Annotated in this window: 15 protein-coding genes; 8 read left to right on the forward strand and 7 right to left on the reverse strand. The window is 63.5% G+C overall.

Annotation, left to right across the window (positions count from 1 at the left end):
* Positions 1-18 precede the first annotated feature (18 nt).
* Positions 19-1,329, reverse strand: a complete 1,311-nt coding sequence (gene urtA / locus CK220_RS07715) for an urea ABC transporter substrate-binding protein (RefSeq protein WP_095810956.1) — start codon at positions 1,327-1,329, stop codon at positions 19-21.
* Positions 1,330-1,635: 306 nt separating this feature from the next.
* Between urtA and CK220_RS07720 the strand changes: the two genes are divergently transcribed.
* Positions 1,636-2,028: a hypothetical protein gene (locus CK220_RS07720; protein WP_095810957.1), complete on the forward strand. Its 393-nt coding sequence runs from the start codon at positions 1,636-1,638 to the stop codon at positions 2,026-2,028.
* Between the two features lie 97 nt (positions 2,029-2,125).
* Here the strand turns inward: CK220_RS07720 and CK220_RS07725 are convergent, their stop codons facing one another.
* Positions 2,126-2,833: a purine-nucleoside phosphorylase gene (locus CK220_RS07725; RefSeq protein WP_095810958.1), complete on the reverse strand. Its 708-nt coding sequence runs from the start codon at positions 2,831-2,833 to the stop codon at positions 2,126-2,128.
* 170 nt (positions 2,834-3,003) lie between these two features.
* Entirely contained in the window at positions 3,004-5,580 is a 2,577-nt protein-coding gene (locus CK220_RS07730; RefSeq protein ID WP_095810959.1) for an ATP-binding protein, read from the reverse strand.
* A gap of 208 nt (positions 5,581-5,788) precedes the next feature.
* Between CK220_RS07730 and CK220_RS07735 the strand changes: the two genes are divergently transcribed.
* On the forward strand, positions 5,789-6,499 hold the full coding sequence (locus CK220_RS07735; protein ID WP_176479021.1) for a flagellar biosynthetic protein FliO: 711 nt from the start codon (positions 5,789-5,791) through the stop codon (positions 6,497-6,499).
* Between the two features lie 92 nt (positions 6,500-6,591).
* Here the strand turns inward: CK220_RS07735 and dksA are convergent, their stop codons facing one another.
* Complete coding sequence (gene dksA / locus CK220_RS07740) at positions 6,592-7,008, reverse strand: RNA polymerase-binding protein DksA (RefSeq protein WP_040972254.1); 417 nt, start codon at positions 7,006-7,008, stop codon at positions 6,592-6,594.
* Positions 7,009-7,263: 255 nt separating this feature from the next.
* Here dksA and CK220_RS07745 point away from each other — a divergent pair, with 255 nt between their 5' ends.
* The 4 genes from CK220_RS07745 to CK220_RS07760 all read left to right on the forward strand — a co-directional run bounded on the left by CK220_RS07745 (position 7,264) and on the right by CK220_RS07760 (position 11,030).
* A complete protein-coding gene (locus CK220_RS07745) occupies positions 7,264-7,767 on the forward strand; it encodes a histidine phosphatase family protein (RefSeq protein ID WP_095810960.1) in 504 nt (167 codons plus the stop codon).
* 63 nt (positions 7,768-7,830) lie between these two features.
* Positions 7,831-9,300: a YcjX family protein gene (locus tag CK220_RS07750; RefSeq protein ID WP_095810961.1), complete on the forward strand. Its 1,470-nt coding sequence runs from the start codon at positions 7,831-7,833 to the stop codon at positions 9,298-9,300.
* Positions 9,297-10,376, forward strand: a complete 1,080-nt coding sequence (locus tag CK220_RS07755; protein ID WP_095810962.1) for a TIGR01620 family protein — start codon at positions 9,297-9,299, stop codon at positions 10,374-10,376. Before CK220_RS07750 ends, CK220_RS07755 begins: the two co-directional genes overlap by 4 nt.
* 99 nt (positions 10,377-10,475) lie before the next feature.
* Positions 10,476-11,030 (forward strand): hypothetical protein, encoded by a 555-nt coding sequence (locus tag CK220_RS07760; RefSeq protein WP_095810963.1) that lies wholly within the window; start codon positions 10,476-10,478, stop codon positions 11,028-11,030.
* 70 nt (positions 11,031-11,100) lie between these two features.
* On the opposite strand, the gene CK220_RS07765 is transcribed toward CK220_RS07760, so the two are convergent.
* A complete protein-coding gene (locus CK220_RS07765; RefSeq protein WP_245429039.1) occupies positions 11,101-11,376 on the reverse strand; it encodes a hypothetical protein in 276 nt (91 codons plus the stop codon).
* Between the two features lie 265 nt (positions 11,377-11,641).
* On the opposite strand from CK220_RS07765, the gene CK220_RS07770 reads away from it, so the two are divergent.
* Positions 11,642-13,477: a monovalent cation:proton antiporter-2 (CPA2) family protein gene (locus CK220_RS07770; protein ID WP_095810965.1), complete on the forward strand. Its 1,836-nt coding sequence runs from the start codon at positions 11,642-11,644 to the stop codon at positions 13,475-13,477.
* A gap of 10 nt (positions 13,478-13,487) precedes the next feature.
* The gene (locus CK220_RS07775; RefSeq protein ID WP_095810966.1) at positions 13,488-14,036 is read left to right on the forward strand and encodes a DUF924 family protein; all 549 of its coding nucleotides are present in this window, start codon (positions 13,488-13,490) and stop codon (positions 14,034-14,036) included.
* A 65-nt stretch (positions 14,037-14,101) separates the two neighbouring features.
* Here the strand turns inward: CK220_RS07775 and folK are convergent, their stop codons facing one another.
* Together folK and folB are read right to left on the reverse strand one after the other, a co-directional pair.
* Complete coding sequence (gene folK / locus CK220_RS07780; protein ID WP_095810967.1) at positions 14,102-14,614, reverse strand: 2-amino-4-hydroxy-6-hydroxymethyldihydropteridine diphosphokinase; 513 nt, start codon at positions 14,612-14,614, stop codon at positions 14,102-14,104.
* The gene (gene folB / locus CK220_RS07785; RefSeq protein ID WP_066992392.1) at positions 14,598-14,957 is read right to left on the reverse strand and encodes a dihydroneopterin aldolase; all 360 of its coding nucleotides are present in this window, start codon (positions 14,955-14,957) and stop codon (positions 14,598-14,600) included. Before folB ends, folK begins: the two co-directional genes overlap by 17 nt.
* Positions 14,958-14,959 lie beyond the last annotated feature (2 nt).

Here is a 14,959-nt window from a genome sequence, read left to right on the forward strand (position 1 = left end):
CCGGCAGACCTGGGAGGATCAGTTGGTTCCCTTGCCGCCGCATTTGCCGGTGGCGACGTTGAAGTTGCCGCACGACAGAGGGGCACGCCAATCGGAGATCAGGTTCTTGGAATCCGGCAGGTAGTTGGACCATTCGTCGCCCATAACCAGGCCGGGCGTCTGCGAGACGGTCTCGAACTGGCCGTCGGCCTGGATCTCGCCGATCAGCACCGGCTTGGTGATGTGGTGGTTCGGCATCATGGTCGAATAGCCGCCGGTGAGGTTCGGCACCGAGACCCCAACCATGGCGTCGATGACCTTGTCCGGATCGGTGGTGCCGGCCTTCTCGACCGCCTTCACCCACATGTTGAAGCCGATATAGTGGGCTTCCATCGGGTCGTTGGTGGTGCGCTTGTCGTTCTTGATGAACTTGTGCCAGTCGTCGATGAACTTCTTGTTCTCCGGCGTGTCGACGCTTTCGAAGTAGTTCCAGGCGGCGAGATGGCCGACCAGCGGACCGGTATCGAGACCGGCCAGCTCTTCCTCGCCGACCGAGAAGGCCATGACCGGGATGTCCTCGGCCTTGATGCCCTGGTTGCCGAGTTCCTTGTAGAACGGCACGTTGGCGTCGCCGTTGACGGTCGACACGACGGCCGTCTTTTTGCCGGCCGAGCCGAACTTCTTGATCGCCGAGACCTCGGTCTGCCAGTCGGAGAAACCGAACGGTGTGTAGTTGACCATGATGTCCTCGGCCGGCACGCCCTTCGACTTCAGATACGCTTCGAGGATCTTGTTGGTGGTGCGCGGGTAGACATAGTCGGTGCCTTCGAGCACCCAGCGCTTCACCGAGCCGCCATCCGCGCTCATCAGATAATCGACGGCAGGAATCGCCTGCTGGTTCGGGGCAGCGCCGGTGTAGAAGACGTTGCGCTCGCTCTCCTCGCCCTCATATTGGACGGGGTAGAAGAGGATGTTGTCGAGTTCGCTGAACACCGGCAGCACAGACTTGCGCGACACCGAGGTCCAGCAGCCGAACACCGCCGCCACCTTGTCCTTTGAAATCAGCTCTCGCGCCTTCTCGGCGAAGAGCGGCCAGTTTGACGCTGGATCGACGACGACGGCCTCAAGCTTCTTGCCGAGCAGGCCGCCCTTGGCGTTCTGCTCATCGATCAGCATCAGCATGACGTCCTTCAGCGTCGTCTCCGAAATCGCCATGGTCCCCGACAGCGAATGGAGGATGCCGACCTTGATCGTGCCTTCGGCCGCCTTGGCGGGAGCCGACATTGACAGGCCGGCAGCGACTACGCCGGCCGAAAACATTTTTGTTATCGTCGAGAAATTACCCCTCATGTTCCACGCTCCCAAGCTGGCTGTTTTGCATCGCAACAAGGTGGTGCAAGCGACGTGCCAAACGCGGAAGCATGGCGATGTGGGGAGCGATAGATAAATATTTACAACTGCTTATCGGATAGCCGGCGAACGCGGCGGGCGTCTCGGATGCATGAGGATTGAGAAAACTTTGCGCACACCTGCCTAGATTTTGCCCAAATGGTAAAAATGCCTAAACTTTAATCTCGGCCCCGCATACGGCAGTCCAGCGGCGGTTGCGGGGCAGCGGCAAAATGGGGCAAGGTCGCCGTCGAAATGAGCGACCTAATGGCCATCCTGATTCGCATTGCTATGACGTTCCTGCTTCTTGCGTCGGCCGTCTGCAACGCCCGCGCCGACTTCGCCGAAGGCAAGCTGCCGGACGGCGTCTATCACTGCGAGGTCTACCTGCTCGGCCTCTTCATCAACCTCGGCGACATCACCATCAAGGGCAATGTCTATAGCGGTCCGGTGACCTTCGGCACTTCGGGAACCTACAACTACCAGATGGACGCCAATGGCGAGATCAGCTGGCTGGGCCCGCTCGGCGGCTATACGAGCGGCGGCAACTCGATCTCACTGACGCAGGCGACGCTCGATGATCCAAGCAGTCCCGCCTTCGACATCATCATGAAGCAGCAGGACGGCGCCTTCACCGCCTCCACCTGCACGAAACACTGATCGAAAAAGGAACTTCGCTTCGATGCTGCGCACCACCTGCGCGCTTTATCTGCGGGTCGCCGGCCGACAGCCGAGGGCAACTGAAGCGGGAAGTTGCCTAAGCATTGACCGCGACGTCCAGCGCCAGGCGTGTCATGTCGGTGAACAGCGCTTGGCGTTCGGAATAGTCGGTCTGCTCGTCGGCGGCGACGTGGTCGACCACGGTCAGCAGCGATAGGGCGCGCGCGCCGAACTGCGCCGAGATGCGGTAGAGCGCGCTGGTTTCCATGTCGACCGCCAGCGCGCCGAGCGCCCTGGGCTCGTCGAAGCGGGCGCGGCCATCGGGATGATGGAAGATGTCGCTGCAGACGGTGAGGCCGGCGCTGCAGGCGATACCGAGATCGGCGGCCCGCTGCAGCGCCAGCGCATGAAGCGCCTCATCGGGGCCGGCCGACTGGTAAAGTCCGAACACCTGCCCGCTGATGGGGCCCTCGGCGCGCACGGCGCTGGAAACGACCAAGCCCCGCAGCGGAACGTCATCCGACAATGCGCCGCAGGTTCCTGTGCGGATCAGCGTCTTCACGCCATGATAGTCCAGCAGTTCATGGGCATAGATCAGGAAAGAAGAGACGCCGATGCCGGTTGCCTGGATGCTGACCGGCTTGCCGCGGAAACGGCCGGTGAAGCCGAGAGCGCCCCGACGGAGATTGACGCAACGCGGCGCCTCCAGAAAAGTTTGCGCCATCCACTGCGCACGCTCGGGGTCGCCCGGCAGCAGCACCGTTTCGGCATAATCTCCCCTGCCCGCCTCGATGTGCGGCGTCACGCGCTACCACCCCCATGACAGGACCCATCCGATCTCCATCATGGGCAGGGTCGCCGCAATGTGCAAGCGGTAGCTGTTTAAGACATGTCGCGTAAAAGTGCGCAGCGCTTTTGGGAGAACGACATGCGTCAAACAAAGATTTGAAGCGCGTCCGCCCCGGCGCGACGCGCTTAAGATTCCAGCACGTCTTTGACGATCGTCGCCAGTTGCTTGAGCGAGAAGGGCTTGGGCAAGAAGCCGAAATGCGCGTCGGCCGGCAGATTTTTGGCAAAGGCGTCCTCGGCATAGCCGGAAACGAAGACGAATTTTATATCCGGCTGCCGCTTGCGCAGTTCGCCGAGCAGCGTCGGCCCGTCCATTTCCGGCATCACCACATCGGACACGACGATGTCGACCTTGCCGCCGAGCGCCTCGAAGACCTCCAGCGCCTCGACGCCGGAGGAAGCCTCGTGAACGGTATAGCCGCGCGAGGTCAGCGCCCTGACGCCGCCCATGCGAACGGCGTCCTCGTCCTCGACCAGAAGCACGGTCGCCGAACCTGAGAGGTCCTTCACCGTGTCGGCCGGCTTGGCTGGAGCTGCCGCCGCGGTGTCGCCAGGCTCGCTCACCTTCTTCACCTCTGCCACATGGCGCGGCAGGAAGATGCGGAACACGGTGCCCTTGCCGACTTCGGAATCGCAGTAGATGAAGCCGCCGGTCTGCTTGATGATGCCATAGACCATCGAGAGGCCAAGGCCCGTTCCCTTGCCGACCTCCTTTGTGGTGAAGAACGGCTCGAATATCTTCTTCAGCACGTCCGGCGCGATGCCGCTGCCCGTGTCCTCGACCTCGACCAGCACATAGTCGGCCGGGATAAGCTCGCGATACGCGAAGGATTTGCACTCCTCGGCCATGACGTTGCGGGTGCGCACGGTAAGATCGCCGCCGGTGGGCATCGCATCGCGCGCGTTGACGGCGAGATTGACCACCACCTGCTCGAATTGGCCGATGTCGACCTTGACCGGCCACAGATCGCGGCCGTGGTCGATCTTCAGCCTGATATCGTTGCCGACCAGGCGGGCAAGCAGCATGCGCAGGTCGGCAAGCACATCGGTCAGGTTGAGAACTTCCGGCCGCAAGGTCTGCTTGCGCGAGAAGGCGAGCAATTGCCTGACAAGCGACGCCGCACGGTTGGCGTTCTGCTTGATGTTCATGATGTCGGGGAAGGACGGGTCCGACGGCCGGTGGTTGGTGAGCAGGAGGTCCGACGCCATGATGATGGCGGTGAGCACGTTGTTGAAGTCGTGCGCGATGCCGCCGGCAAGCTGGCCGACCGCCTGCATCTTTTGGCTCTGGGCCATCTGACCCTCGAGCGCCTTCTGCTCGGTGGTCTCGACGGCGTAGACGATGGCCGATTCCTCCGCACCCTCGCCGCCGGCGCCGTCGGCGACCGCATTCACGTAGAAGCGGATGTGGCGCTCCTCATGGCCGGGCAGCAGCGAGTCGATCGGCTCGATATTGGCCTGCCGCTGCCTCGCCTTCTCGAAGGCGGCGGCGAAGGCCGGCCGGTCACGTTCATGCACCACGCTCTCGAAGCGCACACGCCGGTCGACAGCGTCTCGGTCGACGACGGACGAAAACAGCGACAGGAACGGCGCATTGGTGCGCAGGATGCGCCCGCCGGCATCGACGCCGGCTATCGCCATCGGCGTCGAGTTGAAGAAACGAGTGAAGCGCACCTCCGAGGCGCGCAGGTCGGCGGACGCGTCCTCACCCTGGGTGCGGTTGAGCACGATGGTGCGGGTCGGCCCGTTCACTCCTTCGCGGCTTGCCGAAACGCGGTGCATGAAGCGGACCGGCAGTGCCTGGCCGCTCATTGTCGTGAGATCAAGGTCGATGACGGCGTTGCGCGTGGCGCCGGGATCAGCCTTGACCGAGCGGACGAGCGCCATGCCGTCGCCGGCGACGATCTCCGGCAGCGTGACCGCGCCCGGGGTGAAGCTGGCAAGGTCGATGCCCAGCCATTCGGCAAGTGTCGCATTAATATAGGTGACGCGGCCTTCCTGGTCGGCTGAGAAGAAGCCTGCCGGCGCGTGGTCGAGATGGTCTATCGCCTTTTGCAGGTCGAGGAAGAAACGCTCCTGTTCCGCCCGCTCCTGCGAGATGTCTGCGATCTGCCAGGCAAGCATCGGCAGCCGCTGGCCCGGCACGTTGAAGGCGCGGGCGCGGGCGCGGTACCAGCGCGCGCCCGGCTCGGCCCCAGGCTTGATCGACTGCGCCAGGCGGAATTCACCGTCGCCTGCCTGGCCGTCGCGCAGGCCGGACGCCAGCCGGTAGATGGTCATCGAGGCCTCGGGGACATCCGAAAGCAGCCCCTCGACCGTCTTGAGGTCGGCCGCCGAAGCGGCGCCCGTCATCTCGGCATAGGCCCGGTTGGCGTAGATAACGCGGCCCTTGGTGTCGGTGACCAGGAGGCCTTGCGACATTGAATCGACGAAGGCTTTGGACAACTCGTCGCCGGTTGAACGCGGCGCGATCTGCACGAAGCCGATCGCCGTCGCGAACAGAAAGCCGACGCCGATCATGGCGAGCACGCCCAGCATGCCGAGCAGGAACGGATCGCCCAGGCGCTCGCGGAACAACCCGAAGACGACCGCGGCGCCGGTCAAAACGACGATGAAAATGATGAGCCTGGCGATGGCGCCCGGACGCGTGTTTTGGTCGACGATCGGTACCGGATAGAAATCGCCGCGCGTTTCCTTGGCCATGTGCCCCCTGCTCGTGATTCCGATGCCCCGACACCCGCGAACGGCCGGTTGAATCACATTCTCCTGTAGCGGAAAAGGCCCGGACGGCAAATGTCCGATAAAATCAACGATTCATGTTTCAAACTGTTCACGATGGGTGCTGTCGCCTTGCGGAGCCTAGTCCCTAAGGTCTAGTGTCGCGTCACTTCAAAGGCGATTGGGTGCACCGATGCTGCAGTGGCTGGATAGCGTAGCGGGGCCGGGTTACGTCGCTGCAATCCTTTGGACGTTCGCGGCCCTTATTCTGCTGGTCGTCGTCCTGCTCGTCATCAAGGTGGTCCGCAACCTGACTTTCGGCACCTTCGTTGCCGGCGGCAGGAATCGCAAGACACGGCTCGCCGTCATGGACGCCACCGCTGTCGACAGCCACCGCCGGCTGGTGCTGGTGCGGCGCGACGATATCGAACACCTCATCCTGATCGGCGGCCCGACTGATGTCGTGGTCGAACGCGACATAAGGCTGGCAGCACCTCGTCGCCCGGCGCTGACCGGAGACAGCGGCCAGCAACAGGCCGCCGCGCCGCGCCCGCGGGCGCCTCAGCCCGCACCCGCCCCGGCCAGGCAGCCGACCGCACCGGCGCCGGCTCCCGTGAGCGAGCCCGTATCGCGCCCGCGCGCGGCGCCCCTTCCGGCAAAGCCGGTGGTACCGCCTCCCCCGACCGCGAAGGTCATGCCGCTCCCCGCGTATGGGACGAATGGCACCAGCCGGCAGGCCCCGCCGCAGCCGTCCAACGACTCGATCGACGACACACTGATGCACGAACTCGAGGCATCCTTGGACGAGTCCCATTCCAAACCGGCAAGCAAGCCGGCGGCGAAGCCCTCGCTTGATGACGAGATGACCAAGCTTCTCGGCGAGTTGGCCAGCCACAAACGCTGATAAGGATCGGCCGTCCAAAACCATGATCTGAAAAAGAAAATGGCCGGAAAGATCCGGCCATGGTCTAAATCCTGTGTCTGTCCCAACCCGCGTCAGTCGTCGCGGTAGACCTTCTCGCGGCGCTCGTGGCGCTCCTGCGCCTCGATCGACAGCGTCGCGATCGGGCGGGCGTCGAGCCGCTTCAGGGCGATCGGCTCGCCGGTTTCCTCGCAATAGCCATAGGTGCCTTCGTCGATGCGCTGCAACGCGGAGTCGATTTTCGAGATCAGCTTGCGCTGGCGATCGCGGGCGCGCAGTTCGATGGCTCGGTCGGTTTCGGAAGAGGCGCGGTCGGCTAGGTCGGGATGGTTGGCGTTTTCTTGCTGGAGGATTTCGAGTGTTTCACGCGCTTCGCGAAGGATGTCATTCTTCCATGTGATAAGCTTCTGGCGGAAGTATGATTTCTGCCGTTCGTTCATGAACGGCTCGTCTTCGGAGGGTACGTAATCGGCGGTAACGATGTCGTTCATTCGACTCACCCAACAACCCCAAATTTGGCGCCTATATATTCGCGGACAAGGGGCTGCACAAGCGGAAACGATAACAGTTTCACGCATTTGTTAGTCTTCGCAGCAGCAGGCATTCGCGACGGCCATTTCTCAACGGTCGAGATCGAATTCATCAGCGATTCGGCGCGGTTGCGCGTCCTATGCCATTGTGCACGACACTGTTCTGGTGACTAATCGCCAAAACGCTCAGCGCGTTCAACATAAAGGGGGAGCCGGTTGAGCAGACTTTATCTGTTGAGGCATGCCAAGGCCGGATGGGCGCTGCCCGGCGTTCGTGACTTCGATCGTCCGCTCGACGAATCGGGCATGGCCGATGCCGGGGCGATGGGTGACGCCATGCGGGCCCGCGACTACGTGCCGGATGTTACGCTCTGCTCCAACGCCAAGCGAGCACGGCAGACCCTGGAAGGCCTTGCGGGCCGCACCGACACCGGCCGGGTGCTGTTCTTCGACACGCTCTACAGCGAAGATGCCGCCGGTTACCTCGATATCATTCGCAAGAATAGCGGGGCCGGCTCATTGCTGGTGATCGGCCACAATCCGATGACCGAGGACCTGGCCATGGCGGTGTCGGGCGACGGCGATGAGACCGCGCGAGGCATGCTCAACCATGGCTTTCCCACCTCCGGACTCGCCGTCGTGCGTTTTCCCGGCAATCTCGGTGAAGCAGGCCAGGGCATTGGTTATCTCGAGGCCTTTCTCAGTCCCGCCGATCTCTGACACCATTTCAAACGCCTTGCCCAAGGCCTATATCGGGCCCTGACGGGCGACCCAGAGGCAGATTTGGCATCATCGCTGACCACTTTCACCGACGAGGCGAGGATTGCGCTCGACACGTTGTCGGGCCGGGCCGCCGGGCTCTTCTCACCATCCCTGCGACTGGGCGTCACCGGCCTCTCCCGCGCCGGCAAGACGGTGTTCATTTCCGCTCTCGTGCACAACCTTATCCACGGCGGGCGGCTGCCGCTGTTCGAGGCGCAAAAATCGGGTCGCATCGCCCGCGCCTCGCTCGAGGAGCAGCCGGACGACGCCGTCCCGCGCTTCCAGTACGAGGACCATGTCGCGGCCCTGGTCGACGACCGCGTCTGGCCGGATTCGACGCGCGCCATTTCAGAGCTGAGGCTGACCATCGAATACGAGTCGGCCTCAGGCTGGAACCGGCTGTTTTCGGCCGGAAAGCTCTCGATCGACATCGTCGACTATCCCGGCGAGTGGCTGCTTGACTTGCCGCTGCTCGGTAAATCCTTTGCCGATTTTTCCCGCGAGGCGATGGAGCTGGCGGCCCTGCCGGTCCGCTCGGACCTCTCACAGGCCTGGCAGGGGCTGGCCTCCTCGATCGATCCGGACGCCGACGCCGACGAGATGACGGCGCGCCGCCTCGCCGAAAGCTTCGCCGCCTATCTCAAGGCCTGCAAGCTCGACGAACGCGCCCTTTCGACGCTGCCGCCGGGTCGTTTCCTGATGCCGGGCGATCTCGAAGGCTCGCCGGCGCTGACCTTCGCGCCGATGATGAAACTGTCCGAACGGCGGCGCCCCGGATCGCTGCAGGCGATGATGGAACGTCGCTACGAGGCGTACAAAACGCATGTCGTAAAACCGTTCTTTCGCGAGCACATCACCCGTCTCGACCGCCAGATCGTGCTGATCGACGCCATGCAGGCGCTCAATGCCGGTCCCGCCGCCATGGCCGATCTCGAACGGGCCGTCACCGAAATTCTCTCCTGTTTCCGGCCCGGGCGGGGCAATTTCGTCGCCGACCTGTTTTCGAGGCGCATCGACCGCATTCTGGTGGCGGCGACCAAGGCCGACCAGTTGCACCACGAAAGCCATGACCGGCTGCAGGCGATCGTGCGCCGGCTGGCCGACCGGGCAGTGGCGCGGGCCAATTTCAGCGGCGCCGATGTCGATGTGGTCGCCATGGCGGCAGTGCGCTCGACCCGCGAGGGCACCGTGAAGCAAGGCCGCGACACATTGCCGGTGATCATCGGCACGCCCTTGAAAGGCGAGAAGATCAACGGCGAGACATTCGATGGCAAAGCCGAAACAGCCATATTTCCCGGTGACTTGCCGGAAAAGGTCGATCCCGTGTTCGACGTTTCCCGGCAGCAAGCGGAAAACAATGAACCGGCGATCCGTTTCGTGCGCTTTCGTCCACCGAAGCTCGAGCGTACGGCCGAAGGCGTCACGCTCTCGCTGCCGCATATCCGCCTCGACCGCGCCCTGCAGTTCCTGATCGGAGATCGTCTGGCATGAATCCGCCCCGCAAACCGGCGGCCTTCCGCATCGAGCCCGAGCCCGCGCCAAGGCACGAGACGCCGCAGAAGCATCGCACCGACCAGCCCGTGCGCAGGCCACGCGTCGCCAGGGCCGATGTCGCCGTGGTCATTCCCTCGGAGATCGACGTTTTCGACCAACCGGATATCGAGCAGGCCGCTCCCCCGCCGGCGACCGCTCCAAGGAAGCGCTCGCTGCTGGCACGCCTGTTTTTCGGCGCCTTCGGCGTGCTTGTCTCGCTCGCGGTCGGCTTGTGGACGGATCAGCTCATCCGTGATCTTTTCGCGCGCGCCGAATGGCTGGGCTGGCTGGCGGCCGGCATGGCGGCCATCGCGCTTTTGTCGCTGCTCGTCGTCCTGATCCGCGAGTTCCTCGCCATCGCACGCCTCGCCGAAGTCGAGAAACTGCAGCGACGGGCCGTGGATGCGGTGGCGCGCGACGACCCCAAGGCCGCGCGCGCTTTGGTCGACGAGCTTTCCGCCTTCGTCGCGGCAAAACCGGAGACCGCGGCCGGCCGCCGCTCGCTCGCCGAATTGCGCGGCGAGATTATCGATGGCGCCAATCTGGTGCGGCTCGCCGAAACCGAGATTCTGTCGCCGCTCGATGCCCGCGCCAAGATGATGATCCTGGAGGCCGCGAAGCGCGTTTCGCTGGTGACGGCGGTCAGCCCGCGCGCGTTGGTCGACGTCGCCTATGTCGTGTTCGAAGCCGGCCGGTTGATCCGGCGCCTTTCGGAACTTTATGGCGGCCGTCCCGGTACGCTGGGCTTCTTCCGCCTGGCGCGCGGTGTGCTCGCCCATCTGGCGGTGACCGGCTCGCTCGCCGTCGGCGACAGTTTCGTGCAGCAGATCGTCGGCCACGGCCTTGCCGCGAAGCTCTCGGCAAAGCTTGGTGAAGGCGTCGTCAACGGCATGATGACGGCGCGCATCGGCATCGCGGCGATGGAGACGACGCGCCCGCTGCCGTTCATTGCGGTAAAGCGACCGGGGCTAGGCGATTTCCTCTCGGCATTGACCTCGTTCGCGACGCGAAAGGATGGCCAAAGCGAGCAGTAAGGTAAATGCAGAAACGGTCGCCAGTGACGAAGCATTAACCAATCTTCTTCATGGTCACTCTGGTTCCAACAGCAGACTCGTTCGTGCCGGGTGTTGTCCATGAAAAGCGTAATCTTGTCCTGCGTCATGATGGTAACGACTGCGGTCGCCGCACCGCTTGGCGTCGTCGAAAAGGCCGTTGGGGCAGAGCCTGACAAGCAGTTTTTCCGCTCGGTCGAAGGCAAATGGGTCGGCCCTGGCGAAATCATCGCCGGCAAATACAAGGGCACGAAATTCACTTGCAATTTCAACGGCTCCACGCCGGACGGCAAGGTCGGCATGACGCTGGACGGCGACTGCCGGGTCGGCGTCTTCACCCAGAAAATGTCGGCGACGGTCGAACGCCGGGGCCGGGATGGCTACAAAGGCACTTTCATGGGCGGCTCGAGCGGCAACGGCATGGATATTGTCGGTGGCAATGTCGTCGATCCCCAGAAGGTCGTCTTCACCATTAACCGCAATCAGTTGAACGGCGTCATGCAGGCGCGCGTCCCCGACGACAATTCGATGACCGTGACGGTCGCCGTGCGCGTCGACAAGCAGCTGGTGCCGGTCATCGGCATGAGCCTAAAGCGGGTCGATACGGTCGAAGTCGGCTCGATCGCCAAGAACTGAGCAGCGGCACTAAAGGATAGACAAAGGCGGCAGCCAATGGCCACCGCCTTCTTTTCGTTTTTGACTTAGCTCAACTCTTGATGGCGGCGGTCACTTCATCATAGGCCTTGCAAGCCTCGTCCAGAGTCGTGGCGTTCTGATATTTCGTCGTCACGGCCTGCACCTTGGCCGTCAGATCAGCCGCCTTGCTCGGATCCTTAGTGATTGCTGCCTGAAGCGCGGCAGCCATGTCCTGCGCCTTCTTGGTGGCGATCTCCTGTGTGCACTCCGGTCCCTTCGAACAGGCCGAAACGGCCAGCGCCGCAACACCAACGGCAACGAGCAAAAAATTCTTCATGTCAGTCATCTCCTCAAAAAAGGCAGGGGCCCATCGCCGCTGCCTTCCAATGGCCGAAGCCTTATGGCCAAAGCCGACCGTGCCTTAACCTTTGATTGTGACGGCACGCAACGACCGGGCCGCGCAAACTTGTGTACGAGGCTGCAACAGGAGTTTGCCTGACAGGCACGCGCTCGTTTCCCGGCCGATACCCCTGCTCTTCCTGCCAGCCCACCTGCACTTGCCTCGAACTCCCGCTGCATGCGAGGAGTGCTGAAACGAAAGGACGGCAGGCATGGCGGCTGAAGCATCGAGCAGCGATCTCGTACAGGTAGTGGCGCTGCTCGCTGCCGGCGTGATCGCCGTGCCGATCTTCAAACGTGTCGGGCTGGGCTCCATCCTGGGCTATCTCGCTGCCGGCCTGGTCATCGGGCCGTTCGGCCTCCGCATATTTTCCGAATCGGAAGCCATCCTTCACGTCGCCGAGCTTGGCGTCGTCATGTTCCTGTTCATCATCGGCCTGGAAATGCAGCCGTCGCGGCTCTGGGGCCTGCGCCGGGAAATCTTCGGTCTCGGCGCGCTTCAGGTTGGCGTCTGCGCCGTTCTGTTGACGCTTGTCGGTCTGGCCGGAGGCTTTCCGATCGCGCAATCCTTCGTCGCCGGGGCCGGCTTCGTGCTGACCTCGACCGCGATCGTCATGCAACTGCTCGAGGAGCGCGGCGAGATCGCCACGCCCAAGGGGCAGCGCATCGTCTCGATCCTTCTGCTCGAAGACCTGATGATCGTGCCGCTTCTGGCGCTGGTGGCGTTCCTGGCGCCGGGGGGCGCGGAGACCAGCCTGTCTGAGCGCTTGACCGAAGTGGGGATCGGGATCGCGGCGATCGTCGGCCTTGTCGTCGCCGGTCGCTATCTGCTCAACCCGCTCTTTCGCATCCTGGCCGATGCCCGCGCCCGCGAGGTGATGACGGCCGCCGCCCTGTTGGTGGTGCTTGGGTCGGCGCTAGCCATGCAGCTTTCCGGTCTGTCGATGGCTATGGGTGCCTTCCTCGCCGGCGTGCTGCTCTCCGAATCGACCTTCCGCCACCAGCTCGAAGCCGATATCGAGCCGTTTCGCGGCATCCTGCTCGGCCTGTTCTTTCTTGCCGTCGGCATGTCACTCGACCTCGGCGTGGTCGCCCAGAACTGGCGCCTCGTCGCTGTCTACGTCGTCGCCTACATGATCATGAAGGGGCTCGGCATCTATCTTGTCGCGCGCATGCTCAAGAGCGGCCATCGCGAGGCGCTCGAGCGGGCCGTCTTCATGGCGCAGGGCGGCGAATTCGCCTTCGTGCTCTATTCCTCGGCCGCTGCCGTCGGCATCATCGACGGCCAGGCCAATGCGACGCTGACCGCCATCATCATCATCTCCATGGTGCTGACCCCTGTGGCTATCTTGGCACTGCGCTACCTCACCCCGCGCGACGAGCAATCGCTGGAAGGAGTCGACATCGCCGACGGGCTAACCGGCAGCGTGCTGATCATCGGCTTCGGCCGCTTCGGCCAGATCGCCAGCCAGCCGTTGCTTTTGCGCGGCCTCGACGTCTCGATCATCGACAATGAGGTCGAGATGATCCAGGCGGCGGCCGATTTCGGCTTCAAGGTCTATTACGGCGACGGCACGCGCCTCGACATCCTGCACGCGGCCGGCGCCGGCCGAGCGCGCGCCGTGCTGATCTGCGTCGACAAGCCGGAGGCGGCAGTGCGCATCGCGCAGCTGATCAAGGCGGAATTTCCGCTGGTCACCATCCTGGCGCGCGCCTTCGATCGCGGCACCGCGCTGCAGCTCGTGCGCGCCGGCGTCGACTATCAGTTGCGCGAGACCTTCGAATCGGCGCTCGTCTTCGGCGGCTCGGCGTTGGAAGCGCTGGGCGTCGATCCGGAAGAGGTCGCCGAGGTGATCGAGGACGTCCGCCGCCGCGACACAGCTCGCTTCGAGACACAGCTCGCCGAAGGTATCCGCGCCGGCCAGCGCTTTCTCAAGGGCAATATCGGCACGCCGATCCCGACACCGCTTGCGCAGCCGCGCCGCGCCGGCCGGGCGCTGAACGAGGAGACGGCCGGCGTGCTGAACAAGGCAGAGACGAAGAGCTGAGGAGCCACGCATGGCAGAACTTGACCCGCGGGCGCTTGCCGTCACCAAATTCTGGCGCGATGCCGGCGAGGACGCCTGGTTCGAGAAGAACGACGCGTTCGACTCGGATTTCCGCACCTGCTTCCTCGAGCTGCACCATGCCGCCGCGCGGCGCGAATGCGACGACTGGAACGAGCATGCCGAAGGATCACTGGCGCTGATGATCCTGCTCGACCAGTTTCCGCGCAACTGCTTCCGCGGCACCGGGCATATGTATGCGACCGACCCGCTGGCCAGGCATTTCGCCGACAAAGCCATCGCAGCCGGCCAGGATATGGCGCTTGAAGAGTCACTCCGTGTCTTCCTCTATCTCCCCTTCGAGCATTCGGAATCGCTCGTGGATCAGGAACGGTCGGTCGATCTCACAGCCGCGAGGGCGCCGGATTATCTCAAATACGCCAAGGAGCACCTGGAGATCATCCAGCGCTTCGGTCGCTTTCCGCACCGAAACAAAATGCTCGGCCGCGAGACGACGCCCGAGGAAAAGATGTTTCTCGACGGCGGCGGTTTCTCCGGCTGATAGCCGGACCAATTCCAGAAAGTGTAGCGGTTTTCCGCCCAGAAAACTGCTTGAAAACAAACGGCTCAGCCGAGCCACCATTCCCGGCCCGACGGGAGGCGCTCGATCCCCGAGGTATCGACGGCACCGAGCCGTTCCGACACGCTTCTGCCGCCGACCACAAGATCGGGCGCGATCTCGGCCAGCGGCGCCAGCACGAAGGCCCGCTTCAGCATGCGCGGATGGGGAACCTCAAGGCCCGTCTCGTGGATCACCCGGTCACCGAACACCAGAATGTCGATGTCGATCAGGCGCGGCCCCCAACGTTCCTCGCGCACCCGCTTCAGGCGCCTTTCGACGTCCAGGCAGAGATCGAGCAGGTCGCGTGGCGAGAGCGCCGTTTCGATCGCGGCCGAGGCATTGAGAAAATCCGGCTGGTCGAGCTTGCCCCAGGGCGGCGTGCGGTAGAGCGAGGAAACGGCGGTGACGCGCGTCTTGTCGTCACCGTCCAGCATGCGCAGCGCCGCGGCCATGGATTTCGCCGGGTCGCCGAGATTGCCGCCGAGACTGAGGTAGACGGCGCTATTGAGGCCAGACAACGGTCACCTCGACATGATCGAGCACGCCCGGGACCGGGGCGTTCGGCTTGCGCACGGTAATTTCCGCTTTCCTGATCTGCGGAAACCGCGCCGCCAGCGCCTTCGCAACTTCCAACGCCAGCGCCTCGATCAGGAAACGCCGGTGCCCGGTGACGATCTTCTCGATAACCGCAAAGGCGATGCCGTAGTTGACGGTATCCTCGATGGAATCGTCCTCCAGCGGGCGGCTCGGCTCGACCGTGAGTTCGGCGTCGACATAAAAACGCTGACCGAGCGTCTCCTCCTCGTCCAGCACGCCGTGCCGGGCAAAGAAGGCGCAGTTCTTCATGCGGATGACATACATCG

The sequence above is a fragment of the Mesorhizobium sp. WSM3860 genome (genome assembly GCF_002294995.1).
Classification (GTDB): Bacteria; Pseudomonadota; Alphaproteobacteria; order Rhizobiales; family Rhizobiaceae; genus Mesorhizobium.

Excerpts from the sequence above, each read along its gene's own strand:
- urtA (WP_095810956.1), bottom strand. The coding sequence starts at position 1,329 with ATGAGGGGTAATTTCTCGACGATAACAAAAATGTTTTCGGCCGGCGTA.
- CK220_RS07720 (WP_095810957.1), top strand. The coding sequence starts at position 1,636 with ATGGCCATCCTGATTCGCATTGCTATGACGTTCCTGCTTCTTGCGTCG.
- CK220_RS07730 (WP_095810959.1), bottom strand. The coding sequence starts at position 5,580 with ATGGCCAAGGAAACGCGCGGCGATTTCTATCCGGTACCGATCGTCGAC.
- CK220_RS07735 (WP_176479021.1), top strand. The coding sequence starts at position 5,789 with ATGCTGCAGTGGCTGGATAGCGTAGCGGGGCCGGGTTACGTCGCTGCA.
- dksA (WP_040972254.1), bottom strand. The coding sequence starts at position 7,008 with ATGAACGACATCGTTACCGCCGATTACGTACCCTCCGAAGACGAGCCG.
- CK220_RS07755 (WP_095810962.1), top strand. The coding sequence starts at position 9,297 with ATGAATCCGCCCCGCAAACCGGCGGCCTTCCGCATCGAGCCCGAGCCC.
- CK220_RS07760 (WP_095810963.1), top strand. The coding sequence starts at position 10,476 with ATGAAAAGCGTAATCTTGTCCTGCGTCATGATGGTAACGACTGCGGTC.
- CK220_RS07765 (WP_245429039.1), bottom strand. The coding sequence starts at position 11,376 with ATGACTGACATGAAGAATTTTTTGCTCGTTGCCGTTGGTGTTGCGGCG.
- CK220_RS07770 (WP_095810965.1), top strand. The coding sequence starts at position 11,642 with ATGGCGGCTGAAGCATCGAGCAGCGATCTCGTACAGGTAGTGGCGCTG.
- CK220_RS07775 (WP_095810966.1), top strand. The coding sequence starts at position 13,488 with ATGGCAGAACTTGACCCGCGGGCGCTTGCCGTCACCAAATTCTGGCGC.
- folB (WP_066992392.1), bottom strand. The coding sequence starts at position 14,957 with ATGTATGTCATCCGCATGAAGAACTGCGCCTTCTTTGCCCGGCACGGC.